Raw genomic sequence first — 24,931 nt, forward strand, 5'->3', positions numbered from 1 at the left:
CCGTCCGGTTGATCAGGATCTGCTATGCTCTAAGCCAGAGTCTCAGCGTCAGCTCCGAGGGTCTGACTCGAAAATCCGAAGAACTCGACACTCCGTAGCGTCGATAAACCGAAATTCGCTATACCAATTTCCCTCTCGTGCTGACATCGTTTCGATTAGCCGGACCGCGAGCGCTAATCGCCTATTGGCCGGACGCGACGGCCCTCGGCGCGATTCGAAACGGTTCGGGACCGCGGGCAATCGGTCGCTTCGGCGCGGCCGGACGGCTGCGGCGACCGATACGGATCGCATACTAATGGCGGCAGTCGGTGGGGTCTCGATATGAGCATGTATCCGACGGGATCGCTCGAGGACGACGTGCAGCGCCGCGTCTACGAGTACGTCGAGCGTAACGGTGCAGTCACGCCGGCCGAGTTGGCGCGATCGATCGAGATCGACGACGGCCGCGCCCACTCGAAACCCGCCCGATCGGGTACCTACACGGAAACGGTCGCGCCGGACCCGGACGAGCTCCGATCCTGTCTCGAGGCGCTGCAGGCCGAGGGCTACCTGACCGAAGTCGACGGGAAGTTCAGGGTGGCACTCGAGGCGACGACGACGGACCTCGAGTGCGGGGACGGGGTCGTTACCATTCGACCGGCGCGCGAGGAAGACCGGGAGGGCGTCGTCGAGACGATGCGAACGGTCGCCGCGGACGGCACGTACGTCGTCGCCGAGAGCGTCGCGACGGAACTCGAGCGCGAACCGGCCATCGTCCGGGCCAACGAGGAGCGCTCGCGGGTCTGCTTCGTCGCGGAGTTCGAGGAGGGGACGGACGAAGAACGGGACGAAAGCGATGCGGACGAGGCTGGCACCGGAAGCGAGGCGGAGGTCGACTCGAGCGGAACGGGCGGGCACGGGAGAGGTGAAATCATCGGCTGGCTCCATCTCGACGCGCCCGAACTGTCGTCGCTCCGTCACACCGCCGAGGTAACCGTCGGCGTCGATCCCGCGTTCCGGCGGCAGGGCGTGGGCTCGTCGCTGCTCGAGTACGGCCTCGAGTGGGCCGCTGGTGCGGGATACCAGAAGGTCTACCAGAACCTTCCGGGGACGAACGAGGCCGCGATCGAGTTCCTCGAGGACAACGGCTGGCAGCGCGAGGGCGAACACGAGGGCCAGTACTGTCTCGAGGGCGAGTTCGTCGACGAGATCATGCTCGCGACGTGGCCCTGAGCCCGGATCTCGAGGGCCAAACGGTTCACCCACTCCTGAAAGCGAAGAAACCCTCCCTCCCAGCCGATTTCGGTCCGCCCCCACCGGTCGCTCGTCGCTCTCCGGCGCGTGCCACCGTCGGCAGGTCGTCGGTTGGAGCGACGACCGAACGGGAATTTTCTTGCCACTCTATCGCATACCGGGTCGTATGGAGGAAATTTCCCTCGGCGTTCCGGAACCGATTCTCGATCGACTGCCGGCAGACGACGAGACCGTGGCGGCGGACATGCAGAAGGCCGTCGCGGGCTGGGAGACGCAGTTCAATCGGATCCTCGAGGAGGCAGCGGACGAACGCGAGGCCGCGGGGCAGGTGCTCGAGGCGATCGACCGGTTCGAGGAGCGCTACGAGACCTACGACGCGTTCGTCCCCGAACTGCGGGCGTGGGGCCAATCACCGATCTACGCGATCGCGTGGCGAACGCTGTACGCCGACGTGATCGCACAGCTCCACGAACACGACGAGTTGGGCGAGCACCTCGACCGGGAGCGGAACGCGCGGCTGGTCGAGGACGGGATCCGATTGCAGGATCTGTAGCGGCCGTCGACTGGCTTCGCTCGACTTCCGGACTGGTATCAGGTAGCTATGTATTTCTAAATACCTCTAACATCCTGTACTGGCGACTCTATTGATTGTTTTTCGAATCGTGGATATCGAGGTGAAATGTATAGTACAGAAACAGTTTTGTGGTCGCGCTCGAGAGAAAGAGGTGTGGCAACGACGATCGACGGGAGTAGTTCGGACGAGGCCGGCGCGGTCGATCTGACGACGCGCATCCGCCGTCGCGTCCTCCCGGCGCTCCATCGGATCAAGGAACCGCTCGGCGGCTACGCGATCTGTCGCCAACACCCGGCGGAGTACGTCGGGACCGTCAAGCGCGAACTCGACGCGGTCCGCTCGACGCTCGAGACGTTGGCGTTCGAGTCCGAACCCATCGCGTCGCTGAAGGTCCACGACGACGGGCGGCTCTCGGCGGGTAGCTGGGTCCGACGCGAGTCGCCGCTGGCGAGGTGGCAACTCCACGTCACGCTGTTTCAGACGGGCGAGGGAGCCGTCGAGGTGTTCGCCCACCGGGAGTACTCGTGGCTTCGCCATCCCTACAAACACTACACGCAGGCGGGGTGGGATATCGCCGGCGGCGTCGAGCGGATGCGATCGCTGCTGTCGGCACACGGGGTCCCGTTCTGGATCGAGTGAGCGATTGCACCCGAGGTACCCATCCCAAGCGTTCAACTGCCGGGACTGAGTAGGGAGCGCATGGAGTTCGCTGTCTCTCGTGCGGGGACGACGCTCGTCACCCTCCACGGCGGGTCCGACACGACCGCTTGCGACGAGGCGACGACGGAACTCGCGGCAACCTTCGAGTCCCTCACAGCGGAGGGGCCGATCACGGACTGGGATATCGCCGATGCGGACGTGTACGAACACCTGACCGGCCCGTTCGATCCGTACACCATCGTACTCGAGTTTTCCGTGACGGTGGTCGTCGAGGCCGACGACGCCGACGAGGCGACCGACCGCGGCGCGAGTGCGATCGACGAGGCGCTCGAGGACGCGGGCGTCGAGTCAGTGTCGTACGCGTCGCCGCCGACGGCGTCGGCGGACTGAGAACCGCCCGCGCTCGGAACCCGGCTACGGAGCCGACGGTTCACCGCCCGGACTTATGTCGTCCGGACACGAGTGTGACGTATGGACATCGACCTCCGGTTCTTCGCCACCTTTCGGGAGGCCGTCGGGGAGAAAGAGCGGACGCGAACGGTCGACGACGACGCGACCGTCGGCGACGTGCTCACCGCGCTCGAGGGCGAGTACGACGGGCTCGAGGGACAGTTGCTCGAGGACGGGACGATCCGGCCCCAACTGAGCGTGTTGAAGAACGGCCGCAACGTGGTGCACATGGAAGGCGTCGACACGACGCTGGCGGAGGGCGACGTGGTGTCGGTGTTCCCACCGGTCGCGGGTGGATAGCGGAGTGGCGGATTCGGTTTGACGAGAGACGCGACCACTATGTTTTTTACAGACAAGACCGATTGCTGATCTATGCTCGACGATCTCCTTCTCCTCCCGTTCGAAGCCGCGGTCGAATGGGCCGTCGGTCGGACGGAAGACCAAACGGTGATCCAGCAGCTGTGTCTGTTCTTCGGCATCGTCTTCGCGTTACTTGCGGTCGTATTGGCGGTTGTTAGCGGCCCGTTGTACGGACTCGCCGCGGGCATCATCGCGGTCGCACTGCTGTACTACGGCGCATGATCGGAGCCGAAATGCGAGTGAATCGGCTTGATCCCCCTCGTCCGCGGGCGGTTTCGAGAACGATTTACGCGTCCTTGGACTGTAACCGAACGTGACGGGATTCGACGGCAGCGACGCCGATCACGACCCCGGCGACCCCGCCGGCCGGGCGACGGACGAACCGGTCGCGGAGAGCCGAGCCCCAGCCGACGAACGCCAGCCGGTCACGTTCAGCCGGGAGGGGATCCGCGCCGGCCTCCTCACCTGTCTCCCGGTCGCCGTCGGCGTCGGCGGCTACGGCGTCGCCTTCGGCATGCTCGCCCGCCGGGCCGGGCTGAGCGTCGCCGAGGCGGCGCTGATGAGCGCGACCGTGCTCGCCGGTGCCGCCCAGATCGTCGCCGTCGAGCTCTGGGCGGAGCCGCTCCCGGTCGCGACGATCGTCCTCACGACGCTCGCGATCAACCTGCGCTACTCGCTGATGGGGGCCGCGCTGGGCCCGTGGCTCGAGCGGCTCTCGCCGGGCCGGAGCTACGGCAGTCTGCTACTGATGGCAGACGAGAACTGGGCGCTGACGATGCGCGACCTCAAGTCCGGCAGCGGACGCGGCGCGTTCCTCCTCGGAACCGGTATCGCGATGTGGTGTTTCTGGGTCGCGTCGACGATCCTCGGCGCGGCCGCCGGCGGCGTGATCGGCGATCCGGCCCGCTACGGCATCGATTTCGTCCTCGCGGCGGTATTCGTCGCGCTCGCAGCCGAACTCTGGGAGGGGCGCTCGACGCTGGTGCCGTGGCTCGTCGCGCTCGCGACCGCGGTCGCGGCCGCGGAACTCGTTCCGGGCCGGTGGTACATCCTGCTCGGCGGCCTCGCGGCCGCTGCCGTCGAGGTGATCCTCCATGATCGCTGAGGGGGCCCTCGCGCTCGATCCGCTCGTGGTCGGCGTCATCCTCGCCATGGCGCTCGTGACCGCGCTCACGAAGGTCGGCGGGCTCTGGGTCCTGCGCCGGATCGAGGTGAGCGAGCGACTCGAGGCCGGGCTCTCGGTCCTGCCGGGGGCGATCGTGATCGCGATCCTCGGGCCGGAACTGGCCGCCGGCGGGCCGGCGGAGTGGGGCGCAGCCGGTGTCGTCTTGCTGGTCATGTGGCGAACCGAGAGCATCCTGCTGTCGCTCTGTGGCGGCGTCGGGGCCGTGGTCCTGTTCCGGGCGCTCGTCTAGCGAGGGCAGTCGGTCCCCGTTACCGCCGAACGCGAATTTATCCGTTCGGGCGTCGAATCACGGATATGGCAACGCGTGTCGAGCGCTCCTTTCGCGGCATCTCCGAGCGGCTCGCGATCCGCTACCTGACGAATCTGGGCGGCGAGCAGGTCGCGGACGATACCGTCGAGGGCGCGGACTGGACGGCGACGCTCTCCTCGGAGCAGGTCGGCGTCGGCCCCTCGTTGAAACTGACCGAGGTGACGATCGCCTTCGAGGGCGACGATGACACCCTCGAGCCGCTGGTCGAGCGGTTCGCACAGAAGGCGATGCGCGCGGGTGGCTGATGGCGGGCGACCCGATCGAGGGGCAGGTGCTCGTGCTCACCGCCGCCAAGGCGAGCGTGCCGCCGACCAGACTACCCGACCTCATCGAGCGCGCACAGGCGGTGCTGGGACCGGCCCGCGAGCGATACCGCCGCGAGTACGAACGGCTCTACGCGGACGACGACCTCGAGGTGTTCCTCGTCGACTGGGGCCACTGGGAAGAGATCGGCGAGGAGATCGACGTGACAGAGCGAGAACTGTCGGCGATCCGCCGCGCACACGAGGAACAACTGGTCAAAATCGGTCGGCGAACGGACCGCGAAGACGAGTTCGAGACGGCCCTCGAGATCCGGGAGCCGATCGTCATCGGAACGAGCGATGTGGAGTCCGCCGGTGGCGACGGCGACGAATCCGCCAGTAGCGGCGACGGGGACGACCTCGAGTCGCCGGACTGAACGGCGGGCGATCCCGTCTTCCGCTCCGCTCGCATCGCTGGCCAGCCAGCAGCGCGCCGACGTGCCACCGGCGACGCGCCGCCGGGTCTCGCGGTCGATGGCAACTATAATGGTCACGTTTCACCTTTGGCAAACCACTGAGACGATGGCCATCGACCAGGAAACCGAGATGACGGACGCGGAGATCGACGACTTCCTCAGCCGTCACGAGACGGGGGTGTTGTCGCTCGCGCGCACGGACGAACCCTACGCGATCCCGATTTCGTACGGCTACGACGACGATGCCCGTGAGTTCTACATGCGGATGGTATCGACGCCCGAGAGCGAGAAGCGCCAGTTCCTCGAGTCGGAGCCCGAAGCACGACTCGTCGTCTACGACGAAGCCGACTCGACCTACCGGAGCATCATCGCCACGGGAGACCTCGAGAGCATCGAGCCGTCGGCACTGACGCCGGACGAAATCGCCCAGTACGGGGATGCGAAGCGGCCGCTGTTCGAGATCTGGGCCGAGGGGAAAGACGCGCTGAATATCGAACTCTACCGTCTCGTGCCGTCGACGCTCAACGGGCGGCGGACCGAAGTCGATCGCGAGGAGTAAGTTCTCGAGGACGGTCGGAATCGACGGCGACCGCCGCTAGCTCGTCTGCTGTTCCGTAACGAACGCCGAGGAGGTAACCGACGCTCCACAGACCGGACAGCCGTGGGTGAGCGTAGCCTCGCGCATCGATTCGTTGACCTCGATCTCCTGCCCGCACTCCGGGCACGTGAACTCGTATCTGCTCATGTCAGGGGTCAGTCGTGTGAAACGTCGGTCGTCTACCGTCTAGCTGTACGTCCAGTATATATAGGGTTGCGGTTCGGTGCCGTCGGTCTGTAGGTCCCGATACGTTCATGTGCCTCGAGACCACGCTCGCCTCGAGCGGCCGATCACTCGTGGTCCAAGATGGCGTCCAGCAGCTTCGTCTGGGCCGCCGCGAGGTGTTCGGTGAACGTCGTCCCGGTGATGTCGAGTTCGTCGGCGACCTCGCCGGCGTTGGCTCGCTTGGGGTGTTCGAAATAGCCCATTCGGTGGGCCGTCTCCAAGACCTCCGTCTGGCGATCAGTCAGCGTGCTCCGATCGACGAAGACGAGGTTGCGCTCGTTGTGGTCCTGTTGGGACTGGAGCAGCCGCTGGACGTCGAGGTTCGCGTAGCGGTCGCGTAACTCGCCGATGACCGCCTGCAGCCCGTGCATATCCGGGGCGTGAAAGGTCAGGTACAGCGCCGCGCCCTGCGTACGGACGTCGACCACCGGACAGTCGTGTTCCTCGATGCACTCGCAGGGACAGCCACATCCGAGTTCGCGCTCGAGCCGATAGACGGAACTCGAGCCGTAGGAGAAGATCGGCGAGAGGTCCGCGTCGACGTCGAACTCGTCGGGGTAGCGCTCGGCCTCGAGCATGAACTCCTCGGTCACGCGCTCGGGCGCGGACGGGCTGGTGCTCTTCGAGACCGAGAGGACCCGGCCGTCGGCCTCCGCCGAGGCCTGCGCGACGACGCAGTCGGGCGGGTCGTCGATCTTCACCTCCGCGCGAATCCCCGAAGCCATACCCACTTCTGTGGAGCCGTCCACCCTAAATCCTGTGTCTACGGGCCGGAAGCACGTCGGCTACCGACCCGCGAGGCGTGGGGCCGTCCGACGATCCATCGCGGCGGGCCCGGGTCCGCGTCCACCTCGAGCGAACCGACTCGAGATCGGTTCGAGATCGATTCGCCTCGGTTATTTCCCCACCCCATATAAAGAGCCCTGTATTTATTGGGACTCATTTGGAGGGGGATCGGTCGGTACTAGAAGGTGTAACAGATGTCCGCTACGAACCCTGACGCCCGAAACCGAGGCTGGCAGAACGACGATCAGATCGACCCGCAGGCCGTCCTCGCCGCGCTCGACGACGGCGCCTGCCGTGCGATTCTCGAGGCGACGGCCGAGGAGTCGCTGACGGCGACGGAGGTTTCCAAGGAGTGCGACATCCCGATGTCGACGGCCTACCGAAAGGTCGAGATGCTGACCGAGGCCGAACTGGTCGACGAGCAGGTCCGGATCAACACCTCGGGCAAGCACGCGACCGAGTACCGCAAGAGCTTCGACGACGTGCTCGTCTCCGTCGCTGGCGAGGGGGTCGAAATCGAGATGACCAAACCCGACGCCGAGACCGATTCCGGAGCCGCCTACGCCGTTGCCGACGACTGATTTTCTCAGTGTGTCTGCGAGTCGCGCTACCGACACCGTTCGATTGGACCGATAGCGGACCGGACGACGAGAGGTCGATCACCGTCTCTCGAGAGCGACGGCTACCATCGGATTCGGTATCGCACGGCGGTTCGAGAGATAGTCGCGTCTCCGGATCAGCTATGCGAGAACATCGAGCAGGAGCATCGCCGGCTGCGTCTCGGGCGGGTTACCGAGGTCGAGGACGAACGCGGCGATGACGGCGGCGATGATGATGACAGCCGGGATGTACAGAATGACGGCGATCACCGCGGCCACGACAGCTTTCCCCGTCGAGATGTCGTGAAATGCAGCGAGTCCCTTGATCTGCAGGTACCAGCCGTAGAAGCCGGTGGCCCAGCCGATGACTGGGAGCCACCAGAGCCCGCTACGGATGAGGGTGGGAAACGCGTACGCCTCGAGTGTCAGGGACGCACCGCGGCCGCCGAACAGGGAGGCGATAACGTGGGCGACCAGCGCCTCGATAACACCGAAAATCCAAGCGACGATGCCGAAAATCAGCGCCACGACGATGCCGATTGCCGCGTCCGCCGGCGACGCCAGATTGAATAGCATCACGAGCGCCGCGAACGGCAGCATCGTGGCGAGAAACGAGAGCAGCATAAACGCGAGCGGATACCCCGCGCCGTGGGTCTCGTCATACTCCGAGAAGAACGTTCCCGGATCTCGAATCATGTAGCCGTTGACACCTTTCCATTGTTTCAGTATACTCATACAACCAGATATGAGTAGGATTATAAGAATATATCGAAATCATAGATAACTCGTTTAACGGTTTCTCTGAGTTACGAGCCGATATATCTGATACTGTTGGTAGGAAATGGCAATTACCCACACATATCAATATACTATTCTGATCGATTGGCCATCAGGGTCTTCGGTGACGAATCGCGCCCCGAGAGTCGTTGCGCCGCCGAAAAGAAGCCGGTCGATAGGGTCGGAAGACTGCGCTAGTCGTCGCTCGAGACCGCCGCGCCGCCGCTGCTGCTGACGCCGGTGCCGGGGCCGAGGTCGATCCCGAGTTCGTCGAGTTTCTCGTCGGGGACGACACCGTCGACCCAGCCGCGGTGGTCGTAGTATTCTGCTTTCATCTCCTCGAGTTCGCAGTACTCGCCCTCGCTTGCGCCCTGTCCGCGGATGCCGTCCTCGAGGAAGCGCTCGGGCAGCGAGTCGTCGCTGCCGTCGAAGCCGTTGAGGTTGTTGTAGTAGCGCTCCAAGTTGTAGATCCGCTCGCCGGCCTCGAGGAGTTCGTCTTCGGTGACGTCGCGGCCGGTCATGCCGTTGTACTGCAGGACGTACTCCTCGATGCCTTCGGCGAAGGCGTTGAACTTGCAGATGTCGAAGGAGTCCGAGATCGCGTGGAGGTCCTGGAACTGGGCGGTGAGTTCGCCTTTCCCTTCGTGCTCGTAGGGATCGACCTTCTCGGGGATGCCCAGAATTTCGGCCGCGGGGGTGTATCCCCGCAGGTGGCAGGCCCCGCGGTTCGAGGTGGCGTACCCGATGCCCATCCCCTTCAGACAGCGCGGGTCGTAGGCCGCGATCGTCTGGCCCTTGACCGCGAGCGAGTTCTCGTGGGCCTCCTTGCGGTCGGCGACTCGGCGCGGCCCCTCGGCCAGCAGATCCGCGAGGTCGTCCTCGCGGTAGGCCATCCGCTCGATCATGTCGACCATCGTCTCGGCGTCGCCCCACTCCAACTCGCCGACGCCCTCGAGTTTGCCCTCCTCGGTCATCTCCATGGCCATCGCCATCATGTTGCCCGCGTCGATGGTGTCGACGCCCATGTCGTTACAGCGGTCGATCATGAGGGCGACGGCGTCGCGGTCGGTGTGGCCGGAGTTCGGGCCGAGCGCGTACGCTGATTCGTACTCGTAGGACTCGGTCCGGACGTTCATCTCCTCGCCCTTGTGCATCTTCGTCACTTCGACTTCCTTCTTGCAGGCGACCGGACAGGAGTGACAGGTCGGCTCGTCGACGAGGATGTTCTCGCGGACGTTCTCGCCGGAGACGCGCTCGGCGTCGACGTCGACGCCCTCCGCGTCGCGCATGCTTTCGGTCGAGGTGTATCGGCCGTTCTTGGTCGGGAGGCCGTCCATCTCCTCGCCGATGTTCATCAGGACGTTGGTGCCGTACATCGAGAGGCCGCCCTCGTTGGGCGCGGTGACCTCCGACTCCTGAATCGCCTGCATCGCCTGCTGGTGGCCCTCCTTGAAGGTCTCCGGATCCGCCGGCTTGGGCATCTTCGTCGTCGACTTGACGACGACCGCCTTGAGGTTCTTCGAGCCCATCACACAGCCCGTGCCGCCGCGGCCGGAGGCCCGGTCGTCCTCGTTCATGATGGAGGCGAACTTGACCTCGTTCTCGCCACCGGGGCCGATCCCCATGATGCTGAGGTTCTTGCCGTAGGAGCCCTCGACCTCCTCTTCGATCGCGTCGCGCGTGTCGTGGAATCCCTCTCCCCAGAGGTGGGAGGCGTCCCGCAGTTCGACCTCGCCGTCCTCGACGACGGCGTAGACCGGCTCGTCGGCCTCCCCCTCGAACAGCAGCCCGTCGAAGCCGGACCACTTGAGCCGAGCGCCCGACCAGCCGCCGTGGTGACTGTCCGTGACGGTGCCGGTCAGCGGCGACTTCGTACAGATGGCGATCCGGCCGCTCATCGTTACCTGCGTGCCTGACAGCGGCCCGTTCATGAACGCAAGCAGGTTATCGGGTCCGAGCGGATCGACGTCCGGTCCCTGTTCGAAGACGTACTTTACCCCGAGTCCCCGCGCACCGATATACTGCTTCGCGTCCTCGTCGCCGATCGACTCGTACGCGACCTCCCCGTCCGAGAGATCGATGCGGGCGACCCTGTCTTGAAATCCGCCGAGTTCAGTCATGGTAACCGTTCGTTCTTGTATACGACCTCCAGCGTGTTAGTCGTTCTCTACCGATCGTAACCAGAACCGGTTATGCGGGCGGAAAATCAGTCGCTCTGCGTATCGCTCGAGGGAGGCGACGGTGACTCGAGACGGACAATCGGGAGCGCTGGCAAGAACTGCGGAAACGTAACCGTCAGAGATCACGCCGTTCGACGGGGCGGCGAAAACCGAGGCGAACCGGCCGCTGTGCCATCCGGAGGGTCCGACTCGAACGGCGCGACGCCGGCGGGGACTCGCCGGATTATAACAGCAGTGCGACCACCGCGAGAATGATGAAGATCAGCACGAAGATCCGCGCGATCTCCATCGAGATGCCGGCGACGCCGCGAGCGCCGACGGCGGCGGCGACGATCGCGAGGACGAAGAAGATGATCGCCCAGTACAGGAACCCACCGCCGGTCTGAAGCGGAGCTGCGAACGGGAGCATAGGAACGGCTCCCACGACGACCCACATAAATCTCGGCGACCGTCCGCAGGGCTAAGCTGCGGCTACAGGTTCCGTCCCGTGACTGTCATCGAAAACCGGCGGCTACGCGTCCCCGAAGAAGGCCCGACACAGTTTCGCCTCGGCCGTCCGCAGGTGCTCGTGGAAGGTCGGCCGCGAGACGCCCATCGACTGGGCGAGTTCCTCGCCGGTCGTCGGTCGGGGCCACTCGAAGTAGCCGCCGAGGTAGGCCCGCTGGAGCGCGCCGAACTGCCGATCGGTCAGCGACTTCTCGAGTCGGGCGGCGAACTCCTGTCGGGTTTCGCCCTCGCGTTCGCGCTGTTGGAAGGAGACGATGTCGGTTCCGTCGTAGCGGTCCTCGACGGCCTCGACGACCGAGCGGACGTTCGCCGAGCGGGGGATCTCGAGGGTGACGCGGGCGCGTCCGGCTTCGCTCTCGATCGTCCGCGTGCGGGCGCCGCGCCCGGAGAGCCAGCCGACGAGGTCGTCCGCGCTCGTCAGTTCGATGAGACAGCCCTCGTCGCGTTCGATGATGACCCGGCAGTCCACGTCGGGAAGGTCGGCGGCAGCGGCGGCGACATCGTCCGCGCTCGCGCCGCTGACCGTAAACAGCGATGCCGTCTCGTCGTCGGATCGGTGGACCGAGCGGCGGTACTCGAGCCGGCAGTCCGCCGTGGCGGAGAGCGCTACGGGTGCGAGGTCGCGGTCGGTCAACTCGAGTTCGACGGCGACGACGGCGTCGGTCGCGAGCACGCGGCTCGTCTCGCGGGCGTTGATGCCGCTCGCGACCGCGCGGGCGAGCGCGGAGAGGATCACCGTTTCGCGGTCGTCGGCGGCGCGATCCCGATCCGTCCGAACCGTCACGACGCCGTACTCGATGCCGTTGTACGAGAGCGGCAACGCGGCGCGGGTCGTTCCGCCGACGGTGTCGACGGCGGGCTCGTTCGTCGCGACCGCCTCGGCAGCGGGATGGTCGGTTCCGGCCTCGAGTCGCTCGCGCTCCGGACCGTCCCCGGCCTGCGAGCGGATTTCGATCGTCCCGGTCGCGGGGTTTCGGTCGCCGATCCACGCCCCGTCGTCGGCGTCTTCGGCGGCGATCCGCTCGCAGACCTCGCGCTCGAGGTCCGAGCGGTCGGTCGATCCGGCGACGGCGGCGGTGACGTCCTGAATCAGTCCCTCGACGCGATCGAGGATGTACTCGAGTTCCTCGGTTCGGCGCTCGAGCGCGAGTTCGGCCTCCTTGCGCGAGGTCACGTCGTTCTGAAAGCCGACGTAGTTGGTCACGCGGCCGTCCTCGTCCCGGACGGGAGCGATCGTCACCTCGTTCCAGAACTCGGTGCCGTCCTCGCGGTAGTTCTTGAGTTCGACGGTGGTGGGCCTGTTCTCGTCGATCGCCGCCGCCATCTCCGCGATGATGTCCTCGTTCGAGTCGGGTCCCTGGAGGAACCGACAGTTCCGACCGACGACGTCGTCGTACGCGTAGCCGGTGATCTCCTCGTAGGCCTCGTTGATGTACACGAGCGGATTGTCCTCGCGGTCGGGATCGGAGATAGTGATCCCGACGGGCGCTTCCTCGAGCGCGCGGTCTTTTACCAGCCGGTCGCTCGAGCCCGACGGCGAGCCGGTCGCGCCGTCGGCATGGATCTCGGAGCCGTCGCGGTCGAACGTGATCGTCGCGCCGTTCGCGCCGCGATGGAGACGAACGCTCCCCCGATCACCGTCGAAGTCGACGCGTCGGGCGGTGCCGACGGTCGTTTCGTCGATGGCCCCCGCGAGCCGATCCCAGCGCGCACCGAGCGCGGTCGCCGCGTCGCGGTCGGCGTCGCCGAGGTCGAACGCGTCGCGGGCGGCCTCGTTCGCGTACGTGATCGTCCCCTCGACGACCGCCACGACCGGATCGACGACGTACTCGAGTGCGCGGACGGCCGCCGCGGGGTCGTCGACGGCGTCGTCGCCGTGCTCCGTGTCGGCATCGTCCATAGTTCGTCCTACGGACGGCTCCCTAAGAACCGTTGTGATCGGAAGACCGGGCGACCCTCGGTTCGGCAAGCTAGGTTGTTATATAGTACCACGGTGTATGTGCACATATGTCAGTACATCGATCGCCGTTCGAGCGACTGCGGGAGAAGTTCGACGAGTCGGAACTGCGGTGTCCGGCGTGCGGCTACGTCGACACCGACGGCGGCTGGCGCGTGACCACGACGGGCGGACGGGTCCGCTACCAGTTCGTCTGTCCGACCTGTGACGCCGTCGAGACGCGGGAACTCCGACTCGAATAGCCCGCGGGGGGTGCTCCGACGCAGTTTCGAGCGACCGACGAGCTATCGCGTTCGACACCGAGAGCCACCGTCTCTCTTCTTCCAGCCGCCCGTATCGGCGGGCTCGAATCGATCGCCACCCGAACGAGTCCGGGCCTCGAGCCTCGCGTTCTCTTTCGGGGCGGAAATAGATGCTTTTCGCCGCTCGAGAGCGGTAACGGGCCGCTGAGACGAGCGCTTCGAGATGACGTGTGACCCAGTTACTCGTGACACGGGGACTACGCGCCGATACCGGTGTGGGTCGCAGAGCGGGATCGCGGCGGTTGCACACTGATCGCAGCGCAACGTCCAATACTGGATCGGCCGCGAACGGTTTTCCTCGAGTCCACAACGGCGGTTTTCTCCGCAATAATGTCGTAACAGTCTCCCCGTTTTAGCCGCGCGACGGCCGTACCTCGGCGCGTATGGTTTCACGACCGCGAACTATCGGTGTCGCGTTCGTCGCGGTGCTGGTCGCGCTTTCGGGGGGTCCCGCCCTCGTCGGCGGAGCGACCACGGCCGCGACCGACGACACCGGAGACATGAGCGATGCGAGCGCAACGCTGGAGAACGTACAGGTCGAGACGCTCGAACTCGAGAACCTCACGATTCAGAACGTCACGATCGAGGAACTCAACGCCGGGCAGTTGGATATTCAAGACAGCGAGGAACTCGAGGACGAACTGAACGAGACGGAGGACAACGAGTCCGCGGATACCGAATCCGCTGAGAACGAGTCCACGGACAACGAATCCGCGGCGGGCGACAACGAGTCCGCGGATACCGAATCCGCTGAGAACGAGTCCACGGACAACGAATCCGCGGACACCGAGGTCACGATTTCGAACGTCGGCCTCGAGTCGCTCGTCCTCGAGAACGTCTCGATCGACGACCTCGGGACGGACGGCGGCATGGACGGTGCAAACGAGAGCGACGATGGCGATAACGAGAGCGACGCCGACGGGAACGAATCGTCGTCCGATATCGAGCAACTGATCGGCGAGGACGCCGACAACGCGACGGTCCAGAACATGACAATCGAGTCCATGAACACCGATCAGTTGACGATCGAGGACCTCACCGTCGACGAAGACGAAGGGGGCATCCTCTCGGGTATCTCCGACTTCATCGGCGGACTGTTCGGCGACGGTGACGGCGGTGATGGTGACGGCGGCGACGGCGAAACGAACGAGAGCGACTCCGACAACGCCAGCTCCGAAGCGATCGAGTCCCTGACCATCGAGGAGTTCGATCTCGACGAGCTCACGTTCGAATCGATGACCGTCGGTACCCTCGAGAGCCAAGAGGGTGGTACCGAGACGGGTGACGTGAACGCGGCGGCCGACAACGAAACCGCCGATAACGAGACCGGCGAAGACGCCAACGCGACCGACGAGAACGAAACCGACGGCGGCAACGAGACCGCCGCGGACGGTGCGATGAACGAAACTGCTGCCGACACCGACGGCGAGACGATCTCGTCGCTCTCCGGCGGGACGATGACCGTCGAAAACGGCAACGCGGACACCGTTACTCTCGGCGAAACGGAGGGACTCACGGAATCGCTCGAGCAACAGCAGACCGACGGCAACGAGTCGACAAACGAGAGCGCGAACGAGACCGGGAACGAAACCGGAAACGAGAGCGACGGCTGAATGTCGAGTCGCGCACTCGGTTGATCGAACCGAGACGACCCGCGAGACACGCCGCTTTCGACACCGTCGTCGAATACCGGCTCCGTTTTTTCACGCCGCTCGAGTTCCCGTCAGCGATCGGTATCGGTGGCGGGAACCGGCACGCGGATCGCGTCGCGGTTGGGGAGAGTCGACCTCACTTTCCGTCCGGGCCGCTGCCCTCGTCGAACAGCCGGTAGTACGAGAGGGCGAGTACCGTCCGGCCGTCGCGGATCTCGCCGTCGGCCACCGCGTCAGTCAACTCCTTGAGCGAGCGCTCGGTCACGCGAATGCTCTCGTTGTGATCGAGTCGCTGTTCGGCCGTCGGCCGGCAGCCCTCGGCGACGAAGAAGTGTAAGACGGCGTCGGCGATGCCGTTGGCCGGTTCGACGGTCGTCAGCGGCTCGAGGCGTTCGGCCTCGTGGCCGGTCTCCTCGGCGAGTTCACGGCGCGCCGACGCCTCGAGGTCGTCGTCCTCGGGTTCGACGCCGCCGACGGGGAGGCCGTGGCTGATCCGCGAGACAGCCTGTCGCCACTCTTCGATGCAGACGACGTCGCCCTCGGGCGTAAACGGCAGGACGCAGACGCTCGCCGGTTCCGAGAGGTAGTCGAACTCGGTTTCGGTCCCGTCGGGCAGTCGAACGGACTCGTTAATGACATCGAAACCCGGACAGGAGTAGGCTACCCGGCGCTCGCGCGTCTCCCAAGCGAGTGGATCGGTTGGCATAGCGGCCGGTACGGCGGTGCGCGTCAAAAACGCCGCGTCACGCAGTGCCCGCACGTCTCGGTGATAAGCCCCCGCGTTCCGCCGAGTGTGTCGCCCGTCAGCGGTCCTACGCGGTGCGTTCTCGGTCTCGCCGGAGACGTACCAGCTCTATAACAAAGCCACAACACCGTGAACGTCGTCACTCAGAGGGTGATCCATGGACCAGCTAACTGGCTTCCAGCGAGACCTGTTGTACGTGATCGCAGGGAAAGACCGGCCGTCAGGGCAGGAGATTCTCGACGACATCAATAGCTACATCGATCAGCCGGTCACGCACGGCCGTCTGTATCCGAATCTCGACACGCTCGTCGAGAAAGAACTCGTCGAGAAAGGCGAGCTCGACCGACGGACGAACTACTACGCGCTGACGCCGAAGGGCCGACGCGCGCTGCAGCGCCGCCAGGAGTGGGTCGACCAGTACGTCGACGTCTGACTTCTGGCCGTGTTCTCTCTCGAGGACGACTCGCCGGCGAGCGCCTCGCTTCGCGCCGCTCTTGCCGACGGACCCACGGCCGCGGTCACCGAGCGTCGTCGAGGTCCACGACGGTCTCCATATCGGCGGTCAGCCACGCGTTCAGTTTCTCCTCGGTGGTCCCGTCGCGGGGGACGAGCGTACAGCGATCGTTCCCGGACTGGTAGCGGACGACGATCGCGTCGAACAGGACTGCGTCCGCGGGGTCGATCCCGTCGGTTTCGGCCGCGTACTCGTGGGCGATGCCCTCGTCCCCGTCAGCAGAGCCATCCATGGTAAGTCAGGCGACCGTCGTCGCCACCGTCCGGTAGACGCAGACGGTACAAAACGGCTACTAGTTCGGGTATAGAGCGTTCGGGATCGCTGTATATCGCTCCACAGTCGTCTCGAGGATCGATGCGACGACCGCGACGAACGACCGCGTGACTGCGGGCGCGGTCCGAGCCAGACCCCGTGATCGGGTGATCCGTGCTCGAGGCGAACCGTCACCCCTGCAGTACGGGTCGATGAACGGCGGAAACGACTGCATACCGCCGCCTCGAGAGCGAAGACGACTGCCGCCTGCCCTCCGGGTCCGTCTAGACGTCCTCGAACCGGATCGTCTCGAGGTCCGCCTCGAGGTCCTCGACGTGGTCGTTGAACGCGTCGACGAACGCCGGAACGTCGTCGGCAAGCCGGCGGACTTCGGGGGCCGCCGGCGGGCCGTACTGGGAGAGCAGATAGACCCCGTCGGAGCCGCCGACTCGTAGGTAAGAGGCAGTGTCGGCCTCCCACTTCAGCTCCCAGCGGGTGCCGGAAATCGTCGCCGTGTAGCTCCCGTAGTCGCCGTCGTACCGGTGGAGCTGGCTCGCCATCGCGTTGCACACGTCGCGAATCCGGTCGACGATCCGGTCCCGTTCGGCGACGAGTTCCGCCGTCGACTCCACCTCGGGGAACTCGTCGGACACGTCGGAGAGCATGCCGTCGAACGAGTGGACGTACTCGTTGTAGGCGCTGACGAACGCCCCGTAGTCGGCCATCGCCCGCTCGAGGGGCTCCGGTTCGGGCGGCTGCTTGCTCGAGACGACGTAGGTCTCCGAGCCCGATTGCGGATCGAAGCGCAGGTACTGCACGTCGCCGGCCTCGTACTTGAGCGTCCAGCTCCCGCCGTCGGTGTTGAACGTCTCTTGGCCGTAGTCCCCGCCCTGCAAGACGGCGAGTTCCCGCGCGATCTCGCCGGCGTGGGTCCGAACGCGAGCCGCCAGCTCGTTGCGCCGCTCGGCGATCTCGTCCGTCCCCTCGACATCGGTCTCGAGTCCCTCGGTCATTACTGGAGACAGGAGTCGGGGGCCGGTAACGGTTCCGCCTTGCGCCTCGCGGGCGGGCGGATCCGACTCGAAAAGAGACGACGGCCGCCGAGAGAGACCGGTCTACTCGCTTTCGTTGCCGCTCTCGTTTCCAGTCTCGTTTCCGGTTTCGTTCGCGTCACCTTCGTCCGTGCTTTCGTTGAGTTCCTCGGTCTCGTTTTCGCTCTCGTTGGTCTCGTCGGTTTCCGTTTCGTTGCCCGCGGCGGTTTCGTTCCCCGCCTCGGGGTCGTCTTCCAGGTCCTGTCCGTTGCCAGTCCCCTCCTCGGCTTCGGGTTCGTCTTCGGTCTCGTTCTCACCGCCGCCGCCCGGGCCGCCACAGCCGGCGACGAGGGCGGTCGAGGCCGCTGCTCCTGTGAGTGTCAGTACTCGACGGCGAGTCGGCGGCTGCCGATCGGTCATACGTGAGCATCGCTGCGGAGGTGCATAAGCCGCCAGCCGACACTTGCGTGCTCTCGCGGCCGCTCGCGTCCGAGCTACGGGGCGGCCGAACCGTCAGCTTCGGTGACCGTTCGTTCCCGGTGGGTGTAGGCATCACACACAAGAGCGGGGCCGGTGAACGGAGTCCATGGCCTCGATACCCGACGAGTTCGACGACCTGTTCGAAAAGAAAACGTTCGCCCACGTCGCGACGCTGACCGAGGAGGGGCTCCCACACGTCACGCCCGTGTGGATCGACTACGATGCCGACGACGACCGACTGCTGATCAACACCGAACGGGGCCGGCAGAAAGAACGCAACGTCCGGAACAACCCCGCCGTCGGCGTCAGCATGGTCGACCCCGACAACCCGTATCAGCACCTCTCGGTGATCGGCGAAATCGAGGAGATCACGACCGAGGGCGCTCGAGAACACATCGACGAACTGGCGCGGCGGTATACGGACGACGACGAGTATCAGACGCCTATCGAAACCGAGCGCGTGTTTCTGCGGATTCGGGCGGATCAAGTCCTGTAACCGGATTCTGATCGGCAATACGTCTCCCCCGGCTCGAGGCGTTCCGACCGCGGACGACGGCGTACAGCAGTGGTAAACCAATAGCCGCGATATAGAATTCACCAACCAGTCATATTTCTGAAGTGGTGTGCGATTAATGGACGGCGACGTGGACGGGACGACCATGCAAACGGCATCCGACCTGCTCGTGACCTGTCTCGAGGCCGAAGGCGTCGACCGCGTCTTCGGGGTTCCGGGCGAGGAGATCGAGGACCTGTTGTTCTCGCTGCGGGACTCCTCGATTCGATTCGTCCCGACGCGCCACGAACAGGGAGCGGCGTTCATGGCCGACGTACACGGCCGCCTGACCGGCGAGGCTGGCGTCTGTTGCTCGACCCTCGGCCCCGGCGCGACGAACCTGATGACCGGCGTGGCCGACGCCCAACTCGACAAGAGCCCGGTCGTCGCGATCACCGGGCAGGGCGGCCGCGAGCGACTGCACAAGGAGAGCCATCAGGCGCTGGACGTGGTCGACATCTTCGAGCCGATCGTCGCGTGGAACTCCCAGATCGCCGAGCCCGAGATCGTCCCCGAATCGGTGCGCAAGGCGTTCAAACTCGCCGAGTACGAGAAGCCGGGCGCGACTCACCTCGAGTTCCCCGAGGACGTCGCCGCGGCGGAGATCGACGCCGAGGCGATCCCGACCCGCGACCCGGTTCGCCGGCCGGATCCGGACGACGAATCGGCCGAGCACGCGGCGCAGTTGATCGCGGACGCCGAGCGGCCGATCGTCCTCGCGGGCAACGGCGCGGTGCGGACCCGCGCATCGGAGCACATCCGCGCCATCGTCGACCGCGTCGGGCTCCCGGTCGTCGAGACGTACATGGGCAAGGGCGCGATCTCCGACTGCGAACCGACCTCGCTGATGACCCTCGATTCGGGGCCCGCCGGCGAGGCCGCGCGGGCGATCGAGCGGGCGGACTGCGTCGTCGCGGTCGGCTACGACATCGCCGAGCACGACCCGGCCGGCTGGAACCCCGACCTCGAGAAGACGATCGTCCACGTCGATTACGAGCCCGCGGAGGTCTACCGCCACTACAACCCCGACGTGGAGATCGTCGCCGACGTGGGCGCGGCGCTCGAGGCCATCGACGAGCGCCTGCCCGACGAGGCGTGTTCGCTGTGGTGTGACGACCTGCACGACCGGTTGCTCGAGGCCGCGACGGAGCCGCCGGCCGAGGACGATCCGGTGACGGTGCGAAACGCTTTGCCCCTGTTGCGCGAGGCGATGGCCGACTCGGACGTGCTCGTGTCGGACGTGGGCAGCCACAAGATGGCGATCGCCCAGTCGTTCCCGACCTACGAGCCGAACACCTGCGTCATCTCGAACGGGCTGGCGAGCATGGGTATCGCGGTGCCGGGCGCGCTCGCGGCGGATCTGGCCGTCGAGTCGAACGTCGTCGCGGGCACCGGCGACGGAGGGTTCATGATGAACGCAGCGGAACTCGAGACCGCGAGCCGGCTGGACTGCGGGTTCACGACCGTCGTCTTCAACGACGAGGACTACGGCCTGATCTCGGAGAAACAGGACGAACACCGCGGCGAGCACACCGGAACCGAACTGACGAACCCGGACCTCGTGACGTTCGCCGAGAGCTTCGGGATCGAGGCCTACCGTCCCGAGACGTGGGCCGAGATCGAGGCGGCGTTCGCGGAGGCCGTCCCCGCCGACGAGTTGGCGCTGATCGAGATCCCCCTCGAGTGACGGTGCGAGCGTCCGCGGCCGTGGCTCAGATCGTCCGCCGGTAGGAACACTGTGGACAGTACAGCGACCGCCGGGTGACGATCAACAGACTCTCGCCGCACTGGCAGGGACCGCCGACGGACACGTCGTCCGTGCGTCGAACGATGTGCCGGAGCGCGTTCTCCAGTCGGACGAGCCGCTGGGACTGCTCCTCGAGGTCCGCCTCGAGGGCGCGGAGCCGCCTGTGTAGCCGCCGGCGCTCTCTCGCGCCGTTCGGACGAATCCGTCGACCCATACGCACGCCATCACGCGGTACTGGAAGTGTCTTCGGATCGGAGAGGAATCCGGACTGTCGAGCGAGTTCACGTGTCCGAGTGCCGACTCGTGATCGGCCTCGCCTGGCGGTCGGCCGGATCCGCAGCCGGACGACTGCGGACCGCCGAGCACGAGCGACTCGGGACCGGACCTGAGTAAAGACTATGCATCCGGACATATAGTTTAGAGCCGTTCCGAGCGATAGAAAGGAGCGAATCGACCGGCGGTTCACGCCGTTACTTCGGCCACGCATGCAGCGATCACCAGCGTACCGCACTACCCGCGAGTTGTTCGCCACCGCCGCTCTCGAGGACCGCCTCCCCGAGACGGACGCGTGGAACGCGGTCGATACGGCCGAACTCCGTGAGAGCTACGCCGAAATCGCCGACCACTGGGAACGCGAGCGAGGGGCGGGTCAGAACCGGAGCGACCCCCGGTCGGACGCCCCGTTCGTCCGATCAGTGGTGGAAACGGTCGGGCTCCCGTTCGATCGGCGGGCTGCGAACGGATGTCTGGACGGACACGAAACCCCCGATTCGGACGCCGTCGCGGTCGCCGACGTGAGCAGGTGGGGCCACGGCGACAGTCGCGAGCGCGACGACCGCGAGCACGGATTCGGCGTTCCCGACTACCGGCTCCACGCGTTCCTGCGGGACGTATCCGCCCCGTGGGCCGTGGTCACGAACGGGCGACGGTGGCGACTCTATCGCGCGTCGGGGAACTGCCGACTGGACTCGTACTACGAGATCGACCTCCCCGGAGTGCTGGAAACGGGCGATCTCGAGGCGTTCAAATACTTCTACTGTTTCTTTCGGCGCGAGGCGTTTCCGGACGACGCGGAGGGCGACTGCTTCCTCGAGACGGTGTCGAACGAGAGCAACGCCGTCGAGCGGGAGATGGCCGCCGCGCTCGAGGCGAACGCTCGCGAGGCGCTGGCGGCGCTCGCCGAGGGGTTCCTGCGACACCCCGACAACGACCTCGACGAGGCTGATTTCGACCTGCTCTGGGACAGTTCGCTCGTCTTCCTGTATCGGCTGCTGGTCGTGCTCTCCGCCGAGGGGAGGGGGTGGGAACTGCTCGAGACGGCCGACGAACGGGACGATCGATCTGGTCGCGGGGATGCGCATCCGCTCGAGCGAGCGATTGGTGCGGAAGCCGACCCGACACGGTCGACGGACGGCTGCCGGAATACCCTGCAGTCGCGCCTGAACGATCTCTTCGCGCGCGTCGACGAGGGCCGCACGGGATGTACGCCCTCCCCCGGTCCCGAAGCGGAGCGCCCGATTCCGGCGGCCCCCGGCTGGCTGTTCCGCCCCGAACCCGACGGCGACGACCGCCGGGAAGTACGGTTCCTCGCTGCCAATTCGATCGACGATGCGACCCTGTCGAAGGTCATCGACCTGCTGACCCGGCAGACGGAATCGGCCGGGAGCAGTGACGACCCCTCGTTCATCGACTACGCCTCGCTCGACCTCCGCCACCTCGGGAGTTGCTACGAGCGACTGCTCGAGTACGACCTCGCGGTCGCCGACGCGCCGCTCGCACTCGAGGACGGCGAGTACGTGCGCGCGACCGACGCCGATGCGGTCGCCGTCGAACCGGGCGCGGTGTACCTGCGAGCCGACGGCGGCGAGCGGAAGGCTACGGGCTCGTACTACACGCCCGAGTACGTCGTCGAGTACATCGTCGAACACACGCTCGAGCCACTCGTCGACGAGGTTCGAGAGGCGATGCTGGCACGACACGAGCCGGGAACGCCCGGTTTCGCCGACGCGTTCGCCGATCGGGTGCTCGAACTGACCGTCCTCGATCCCGCGATGGGCTGTGGACACTTCCTCACACAGGCCGCCGACTCCCTCGCGCGGGAGATCGTCGACGCGCAGGCGACACAGGCAGCGCGAGCGGGCCCGGAGACCGTTGCTGCCGAGCGCGGTATCCAGTGGGCGCGACGGCGAGTCGCTCGGGAGTGTCTCTACGGCGTCGACTGCGACCCGCTCGCCGTCGAACTCGCGAGGATGTCGCTGTGGCTGCGAACCCGCGGCGCTGACCGGCCGAGTGACCCCCTCGAGTCCCACCTCCAAGCCGGGAACGCGCTCGTCGGGGAGGACCTCGAGTCGATCGACGAACTGGCGGGGGCGAGCGGTAGCGGCCCTCGGGTCGACGGGTCACCGCGGAACCGGCTCCGACACCGGGACCGGCTCGAGGCGGCCGCGAACGTCCGTACCGCGCGGGAATTCGGGCTGGAGACCGTCCCAGACGACGCGTGCGAACGACTGGCGGCCGCGCTGGGCGACGATGACGCGTGGGAACGGCTCGCTCGAGCGGACTGGTTCGAAACCGCACAGGCGCAGGCCGACGCCGAGGGGTACGTCCACTGGCCGTTGGCGTTCCCCGAAATCTTCCGCGACGAGGACGGCACCCGGCGGGAGAACCCGGGGTTCGATGCGGTCGTCGGGAACCCGCCGTGGGTCGCCACGGCGGGCCGCGCCGACATCAGCGCGACCATCGACGCCGATCTCCGCGCGTATCTCGCGGAGGCGTTCGAGACGACCGAGGGCCAGTTCGACCTCGCCGTCGCGCTCTACGAACTGGCCGTTCGCCAGTCCCGCGACGGCCGCGTCGGGTTCGTCGTCCCCGATTCGCTCCTCGCTCGCGAGCAGAACGAGCCGATCCGGGCGTTCGTGCTCGACAACGCGCCGCCGTCCCGGATCGTCCGAGTCGGCACTGCCTTCCCGGGCGTCGAAACGGGGGCCGTGATCTGCATCAGCGGCGACGGCGAAGACGAGGTGCGCTGTGCCGATGCGGCCGACCGGACGACGCTCGCGTCGCTGTCGTACAACGTGATCCCCCAGTGGGTGTTCGAAGCGCGGGACGCGAAGCGGTTCCTGATCCACCTCGACGATGACGCACGGTCGATCCTTGCGACGGTCGACCGCCATCCGCCGCTCGAGGCGGTAGCCACCGTCTCGCGCGGCGAGGAGATCGGCAAACGCGCCGACCGGCTGGCCTCGAGCGAGGGACCGGATACCCGGCCGATCGCGCCCGGGGGCGCAGTGCGACGCTACGGCCTCGAGGAAGACGAGATACGCCACATCAGTCCGGAGGACGTGACCAAAGACGAGGCGATCTATCGGGGGCCGAAACTCGTCTTCAGACAGACCAGCGACTCCCTCGTCGGCACGTACGACGACACCGATCTGGCGACGATCAAGTCAGCGTACACCATCCGCGCCGGCTCGAGCGACGAACTCAAACACCTGCTCGGGGTGTTGAATTCGCCGCTGCTGAACTTCTATCACCACTACACCCGCGCCGCGTACCGGTCCGTCTTCCCCCAGATCAATCAGTCGACCTTCGAGTCGTTTCCCGTCGCGATGGACGGCGGACCGGACCCGACGCTCGTCGGCGCGGTCGACGAGCGGCTCGCGCTTACCGCCGAGCGATCGCGGCTTTCGCTGGATGCCCTCGAGACGCTGGGCGGATACGAGGACGGCGCGTCGCTGGGCGAACTCGGGGACTGCCGTCGCGCCGCGGGAGCCGACGCGACGAAACTCGCGGCGACAACCGAGTCGTGGCCGAACCTGCAACTCGGGAGCGTCGACGTCGCGGCGAACCGGTCGCCGGTCGTGCTGTCGGCGACCCTTCGGTACAAACCGGACGGCGGGGGACTCGAGACCGATCGGTGGGGATATACGGAGACGGAGCCGATCCCGGCGCTCGAGTGGCCCGATCTCGGCGCGGGTCGCGCGGCGCTCGTCGAAACCGTCGTCCCCGCCGCCGTCGACCGCGGGCGCGGGGTCGCGGATTTCAGAGCGAGCGCGACCAAGACGATCTCGCCGCTCGAGCGGCTGGAAGGGCTGACGCTGCCGCGACTCGAGGACGTCGCGGACGACCTACGGGCGCATCTCGGCGACCGCGCCCGCGCCGAGGCGTTGGACGATCGGATCGCGGCCCTCGATCGGCGGATCGCCGATCGGGTGTTCGATCTCTATGGGCTGCCGGACGACGAGCGAGCGCGGGTCCGGCACGAATTCGGGGAGAACTGACTCGGACCGGTCAACTGCGCGGCGTCGGCGCGGTGGCCCCGCTCGTCGCTGGTGTTCGCCGAGATGCCCGCCGCATGGCTATTTTTATACGGTATCGGGCTCGTCAGGAGGTATGACCAGTTCAGGAACGCGGCGGCGGGACGTTCTCATCGCGGTATCGGGTTGCGTTTCGCTTGCGGGGTGTGGCGACGACGCGGCGGATGCTCGAACCGGCTACGGTGCGTCGTACGGACGCGGCTACGGCGGCGAGTGAGC

General features: G+C 66.2%; 30 protein-coding genes. 19 read left to right on the forward strand and 11 right to left on the reverse strand.

Annotation, left to right across the window (positions count from 1 at the left end):
* Positions 1-321: 321 nt before the first annotated feature.
* From FEJ81_RS14875 to FEJ81_RS14925, 11 genes are all read left to right on the forward strand, one after another.
* Entirely contained in the window at positions 322-1,212 is an 891-nt protein-coding gene (locus tag FEJ81_RS14875) for a GNAT family N-acetyltransferase (protein WP_175416440.1), read from the forward strand.
* 187 nt (positions 1,213-1,399) lie between these two features.
* Complete coding sequence (locus FEJ81_RS14880; RefSeq protein ID WP_138246024.1) at positions 1,400-1,786, forward strand: hypothetical protein; 387 nt, start codon at positions 1,400-1,402, stop codon at positions 1,784-1,786.
* Between the two features lie 174 nt (positions 1,787-1,960).
* On the forward strand, positions 1,961-2,446 hold the full coding sequence (locus tag FEJ81_RS14885) for a hypothetical protein (RefSeq protein WP_138246025.1): 486 nt from the start codon (positions 1,961-1,963) through the stop codon (positions 2,444-2,446).
* Positions 2,447-2,506: 60 nt separating this feature from the next.
* Complete coding sequence (locus tag FEJ81_RS14890) at positions 2,507-2,857, forward strand: hypothetical protein (protein ID WP_138246026.1); 351 nt, start codon at positions 2,507-2,509, stop codon at positions 2,855-2,857.
* A gap of 81 nt (positions 2,858-2,938) precedes the next feature.
* Positions 2,939-3,217, forward strand: a complete 279-nt coding sequence (locus FEJ81_RS14895) for a ubiquitin-like small modifier protein 1 (protein WP_138246027.1) — start codon at positions 2,939-2,941, stop codon at positions 3,215-3,217.
* A 72-nt stretch (positions 3,218-3,289) separates the two neighbouring features.
* Positions 3,290-3,499 (forward strand): hypothetical protein, encoded by a 210-nt coding sequence (locus FEJ81_RS14900; protein ID WP_138246028.1) that lies wholly within the window; start codon positions 3,290-3,292, stop codon positions 3,497-3,499.
* A 91-nt stretch (positions 3,500-3,590) separates the two neighbouring features.
* Positions 3,591-4,382 (forward strand): AzlC family ABC transporter permease, encoded by a 792-nt coding sequence (locus FEJ81_RS14905; protein WP_138246029.1) that lies wholly within the window; start codon positions 3,591-3,593, stop codon positions 4,380-4,382.
* Positions 4,372-4,692 carry an AzlD family protein gene (locus FEJ81_RS14910; protein ID WP_138246030.1) on the forward strand — a complete coding sequence of 107 codons (321 nt, stop codon included), beginning with the start codon at positions 4,372-4,374 and terminating at the stop codon, positions 4,690-4,692. The genes FEJ81_RS14905 and FEJ81_RS14910 overlap by 11 nt, the downstream gene beginning before the upstream one ends.
* A gap of 65 nt (positions 4,693-4,757) precedes the next feature.
* Entirely contained in the window at positions 4,758-5,018 is a 261-nt protein-coding gene (locus tag FEJ81_RS14915; RefSeq protein ID WP_138246031.1) for a hypothetical protein, read from the forward strand.
* Positions 5,018-5,452 (forward strand): hypothetical protein, encoded by a 435-nt coding sequence (locus FEJ81_RS14920; RefSeq protein ID WP_138246032.1) that lies wholly within the window; start codon positions 5,018-5,020, stop codon positions 5,450-5,452. Before FEJ81_RS14915 ends, FEJ81_RS14920 begins: the two co-directional genes overlap by 1 nt.
* 145 nt (positions 5,453-5,597) lie before the next feature.
* A complete protein-coding gene (locus tag FEJ81_RS14925; RefSeq protein WP_138246033.1) occupies positions 5,598-6,050 on the forward strand; it encodes a pyridoxamine 5'-phosphate oxidase family protein in 453 nt (150 codons plus the stop codon).
* Between the two features lie 36 nt (positions 6,051-6,086).
* On the opposite strand, the gene FEJ81_RS14930 is transcribed toward FEJ81_RS14925, so the two are convergent.
* Positions 6,087-6,236: a DUF7560 family zinc ribbon protein gene (locus FEJ81_RS14930; protein ID WP_138246034.1), complete on the reverse strand. Its 150-nt coding sequence runs from the start codon at positions 6,234-6,236 to the stop codon at positions 6,087-6,089.
* A 143-nt stretch (positions 6,237-6,379) separates the two neighbouring features.
* Positions 6,380-7,039 (reverse strand): helix-turn-helix domain-containing protein, encoded by a 660-nt coding sequence (locus FEJ81_RS14935; protein WP_138246035.1) that lies wholly within the window; start codon positions 7,037-7,039, stop codon positions 6,380-6,382.
* Between the two features lie 255 nt (positions 7,040-7,294).
* On the opposite strand from FEJ81_RS14935, the gene FEJ81_RS14940 reads away from it, so the two are divergent.
* Positions 7,295-7,681 carry a winged helix-turn-helix domain-containing protein gene (locus FEJ81_RS14940; RefSeq protein ID WP_138246036.1) on the forward strand — a complete coding sequence of 129 codons (387 nt, stop codon included), beginning with the start codon at positions 7,295-7,297 and terminating at the stop codon, positions 7,679-7,681.
* Positions 7,682-7,840: 159 nt separating this feature from the next.
* Here FEJ81_RS14940 and FEJ81_RS14945 read toward each other — a convergent pair whose 3' ends face one another.
* From FEJ81_RS14945 to FEJ81_RS14960, 4 genes are all read right to left on the reverse strand, one after another.
* Positions 7,841-8,434, reverse strand: a complete 594-nt coding sequence (locus FEJ81_RS14945; RefSeq protein WP_138246037.1) for a YIP1 family protein — start codon at positions 8,432-8,434, stop codon at positions 7,841-7,843.
* Positions 8,435-8,670: 236 nt separating this feature from the next.
* A complete protein-coding gene (locus FEJ81_RS14950; protein WP_138246038.1) occupies positions 8,671-10,596 on the reverse strand; it encodes an aldehyde ferredoxin oxidoreductase family protein in 1,926 nt (641 codons plus the stop codon).
* Between the two features lie 283 nt (positions 10,597-10,879).
* On the reverse strand, positions 10,880-11,065 hold the full coding sequence (locus tag FEJ81_RS14955) for a DUF1328 family protein (RefSeq protein ID WP_006429257.1): 186 nt from the start codon (positions 11,063-11,065) through the stop codon (positions 10,880-10,882).
* Positions 11,066-11,167: 102 nt separating this feature from the next.
* Entirely contained in the window at positions 11,168-13,063 is a 1,896-nt protein-coding gene (locus FEJ81_RS14960; RefSeq protein ID WP_138246039.1) for a bacterio-opsin activator domain-containing protein, read from the reverse strand.
* A 107-nt stretch (positions 13,064-13,170) separates the two neighbouring features.
* On the opposite strand from FEJ81_RS14960, the gene FEJ81_RS14965 reads away from it, so the two are divergent.
* A complete protein-coding gene (locus FEJ81_RS14965; RefSeq protein ID WP_138246040.1) occupies positions 13,171-13,362 on the forward strand; it encodes an HVO_0649 family zinc finger protein in 192 nt (63 codons plus the stop codon).
* Between the two features lie 443 nt (positions 13,363-13,805).
* Positions 13,806-15,035 (forward strand): midas domain-containing protein, encoded by a 1,230-nt coding sequence (locus tag FEJ81_RS14970; protein ID WP_138246041.1) that lies wholly within the window; start codon positions 13,806-13,808, stop codon positions 15,033-15,035.
* A gap of 175 nt (positions 15,036-15,210) precedes the next feature.
* Here the strand turns inward: FEJ81_RS14970 and FEJ81_RS14975 are convergent, their stop codons facing one another.
* Complete coding sequence (locus FEJ81_RS14975; protein ID WP_138246042.1) at positions 15,211-15,780, reverse strand: NUDIX hydrolase; 570 nt, start codon at positions 15,778-15,780, stop codon at positions 15,211-15,213.
* A 196-nt stretch (positions 15,781-15,976) separates the two neighbouring features.
* Here FEJ81_RS14975 and FEJ81_RS14980 point away from each other — a divergent pair, with 196 nt between their 5' ends.
* Positions 15,977-16,252 (forward strand): PadR family transcriptional regulator, encoded by a 276-nt coding sequence (locus FEJ81_RS14980; protein ID WP_090622019.1) that lies wholly within the window; start codon positions 15,977-15,979, stop codon positions 16,250-16,252.
* 85 nt (positions 16,253-16,337) lie between these two features.
* Here FEJ81_RS14980 and FEJ81_RS14985 read toward each other — a convergent pair whose 3' ends face one another.
* The 3 genes from FEJ81_RS14985 to FEJ81_RS14995 all read right to left on the reverse strand — a co-directional run bounded on the left by FEJ81_RS14985 (position 16,338) and on the right by FEJ81_RS14995 (position 18,036).
* Entirely contained in the window at positions 16,338-16,565 is a 228-nt protein-coding gene (locus FEJ81_RS14985; RefSeq protein ID WP_138246043.1) for a DUF7511 domain-containing protein, read from the reverse strand.
* A gap of 304 nt (positions 16,566-16,869) precedes the next feature.
* Positions 16,870-17,598, reverse strand: a complete 729-nt coding sequence (locus FEJ81_RS14990; protein WP_138246044.1) for a hypothetical protein — start codon at positions 17,596-17,598, stop codon at positions 16,870-16,872.
* 102 nt (positions 17,599-17,700) lie between these two features.
* Complete coding sequence (locus tag FEJ81_RS14995; protein WP_138246045.1) at positions 17,701-18,036, reverse strand: hypothetical protein; 336 nt, start codon at positions 18,034-18,036, stop codon at positions 17,701-17,703.
* Positions 18,037-18,202: 166 nt separating this feature from the next.
* Between FEJ81_RS14995 and FEJ81_RS15000 the strand changes: the two genes are divergently transcribed.
* The gene (locus tag FEJ81_RS15000; RefSeq protein ID WP_138246046.1) at positions 18,203-18,592 is read left to right on the forward strand and encodes a PPOX class F420-dependent oxidoreductase; all 390 of its coding nucleotides are present in this window, start codon (positions 18,203-18,205) and stop codon (positions 18,590-18,592) included.
* Positions 18,593-18,755: 163 nt separating this feature from the next.
* Positions 18,756-20,336: an acetolactate synthase large subunit gene (locus FEJ81_RS15005; RefSeq protein ID WP_138246805.1), complete on the forward strand. Its 1,581-nt coding sequence runs from the start codon at positions 18,756-18,758 to the stop codon at positions 20,334-20,336.
* Positions 20,337-20,361: 25 nt separating this feature from the next.
* Here the strand turns inward: FEJ81_RS15005 and FEJ81_RS15010 are convergent, their stop codons facing one another.
* Positions 20,362-20,610, reverse strand: a complete 249-nt coding sequence (locus FEJ81_RS15010) for a hypothetical protein (protein WP_138246047.1) — start codon at positions 20,608-20,610, stop codon at positions 20,362-20,364.
* A 271-nt stretch (positions 20,611-20,881) separates the two neighbouring features.
* Between FEJ81_RS15010 and FEJ81_RS15015 the strand changes: the two genes are divergently transcribed.
* Together FEJ81_RS15015 and FEJ81_RS23300 are read left to right on the forward strand one after the other, a co-directional pair.
* Positions 20,882-24,676, forward strand: coding sequence for an Eco57I restriction-modification methylase domain-containing protein (locus FEJ81_RS15015; RefSeq protein WP_138246048.1), 3,795 nt, complete (start codon positions 20,882-20,884; stop codon positions 24,674-24,676).
* A 112-nt stretch (positions 24,677-24,788) separates the two neighbouring features.
* Entirely contained in the window at positions 24,789-24,929 is a 141-nt protein-coding gene (locus FEJ81_RS23300) for a hypothetical protein (protein ID WP_175416441.1), read from the forward strand.
* Positions 24,930-24,931: the final 2 nt, after the last annotated feature.

Origin of the sequence: Natrinema versiforme, assembly GCF_005576615.1 — an archaeon.
GTDB classification, from domain to species: domain Archaea; phylum Halobacteriota; class Halobacteria; order Halobacteriales; family Natrialbaceae; genus Natrinema; species Natrinema versiforme_A.

Coding starts and splice junctions, on each gene's coding strand:
- FEJ81_RS14875 (WP_175416440.1), top strand. CDS start 322: ATGAGCATGTATCCGACGGGATCGCTCGAGGACGACGTGCAGCGCCGC.
- FEJ81_RS14880 (WP_138246024.1), top strand. CDS start 1,400: ATGGAGGAAATTTCCCTCGGCGTTCCGGAACCGATTCTCGATCGACTG.
- FEJ81_RS14890 (WP_138246026.1), top strand. CDS start 2,507: ATGGAGTTCGCTGTCTCTCGTGCGGGGACGACGCTCGTCACCCTCCAC.
- FEJ81_RS14895 (WP_138246027.1), top strand. CDS start 2,939: ATGGACATCGACCTCCGGTTCTTCGCCACCTTTCGGGAGGCCGTCGGG.
- FEJ81_RS14900 (WP_138246028.1), top strand. CDS start 3,290: ATGCTCGACGATCTCCTTCTCCTCCCGTTCGAAGCCGCGGTCGAATGG.
- FEJ81_RS14910 (WP_138246030.1), top strand. CDS start 4,372: ATGATCGCTGAGGGGGCCCTCGCGCTCGATCCGCTCGTGGTCGGCGTC.
- FEJ81_RS14915 (WP_138246031.1), top strand. CDS start 4,758: ATGGCAACGCGTGTCGAGCGCTCCTTTCGCGGCATCTCCGAGCGGCTC.
- FEJ81_RS14920 (WP_138246032.1), top strand. CDS start 5,018: ATGGCGGGCGACCCGATCGAGGGGCAGGTGCTCGTGCTCACCGCCGCC.
- FEJ81_RS14925 (WP_138246033.1), top strand. CDS start 5,598: ATGGCCATCGACCAGGAAACCGAGATGACGGACGCGGAGATCGACGAC.
- FEJ81_RS14930 (WP_138246034.1), bottom strand. CDS start 6,236: ATGAGCAGATACGAGTTCACGTGCCCGGAGTGCGGGCAGGAGATCGAG.
- FEJ81_RS14935 (WP_138246035.1), bottom strand. CDS start 7,039: ATGGCTTCGGGGATTCGCGCGGAGGTGAAGATCGACGACCCGCCCGAC.
- FEJ81_RS14940 (WP_138246036.1), top strand. CDS start 7,295: ATGTCCGCTACGAACCCTGACGCCCGAAACCGAGGCTGGCAGAACGAC.
- FEJ81_RS14945 (WP_138246037.1), bottom strand. CDS start 8,434: ATGAGTATACTGAAACAATGGAAAGGTGTCAACGGCTACATGATTCGA.
- FEJ81_RS14950 (WP_138246038.1), bottom strand. CDS start 10,596: ATGACTGAACTCGGCGGATTTCAAGACAGGGTCGCCCGCATCGATCTC.
- FEJ81_RS14955 (WP_006429257.1), bottom strand. CDS start 11,065: ATGCTCCCGTTCGCAGCTCCGCTTCAGACCGGCGGTGGGTTCCTGTAC.
- FEJ81_RS14960 (WP_138246039.1), bottom strand. CDS start 13,063: ATGGACGATGCCGACACGGAGCACGGCGACGACGCCGTCGACGACCCC.
- FEJ81_RS14965 (WP_138246040.1), top strand. CDS start 13,171: ATGTCAGTACATCGATCGCCGTTCGAGCGACTGCGGGAGAAGTTCGAC.
- FEJ81_RS14970 (WP_138246041.1), top strand. CDS start 13,806: ATGGTTTCACGACCGCGAACTATCGGTGTCGCGTTCGTCGCGGTGCTG.
- FEJ81_RS14975 (WP_138246042.1), bottom strand. CDS start 15,780: ATGCCAACCGATCCACTCGCTTGGGAGACGCGCGAGCGCCGGGTAGCC.
- FEJ81_RS14980 (WP_090622019.1), top strand. CDS start 15,977: ATGGACCAGCTAACTGGCTTCCAGCGAGACCTGTTGTACGTGATCGCA.
- FEJ81_RS14985 (WP_138246043.1), bottom strand. CDS start 16,565: ATGGATGGCTCTGCTGACGGGGACGAGGGCATCGCCCACGAGTACGCG.
- FEJ81_RS14990 (WP_138246044.1), bottom strand. CDS start 17,598: ATGACCGAGGGACTCGAGACCGATGTCGAGGGGACGGACGAGATCGCC.
- FEJ81_RS14995 (WP_138246045.1), bottom strand. CDS start 18,036: ATGACCGATCGGCAGCCGCCGACTCGCCGTCGAGTACTGACACTCACA.
- FEJ81_RS15000 (WP_138246046.1), top strand. CDS start 18,203: ATGGCCTCGATACCCGACGAGTTCGACGACCTGTTCGAAAAGAAAACG.
- FEJ81_RS15005 (WP_138246805.1), top strand. CDS start 18,756: ATGCAAACGGCATCCGACCTGCTCGTGACCTGTCTCGAGGCCGAAGGC.
- FEJ81_RS15010 (WP_138246047.1), bottom strand. CDS start 20,610: ATGGGTCGACGGATTCGTCCGAACGGCGCGAGAGAGCGCCGGCGGCTA.
- FEJ81_RS15015 (WP_138246048.1), top strand. CDS start 20,882: ATGCAGCGATCACCAGCGTACCGCACTACCCGCGAGTTGTTCGCCACC.
- FEJ81_RS23300 (WP_175416441.1), top strand. CDS start 24,789: ATGACCAGTTCAGGAACGCGGCGGCGGGACGTTCTCATCGCGGTATCG.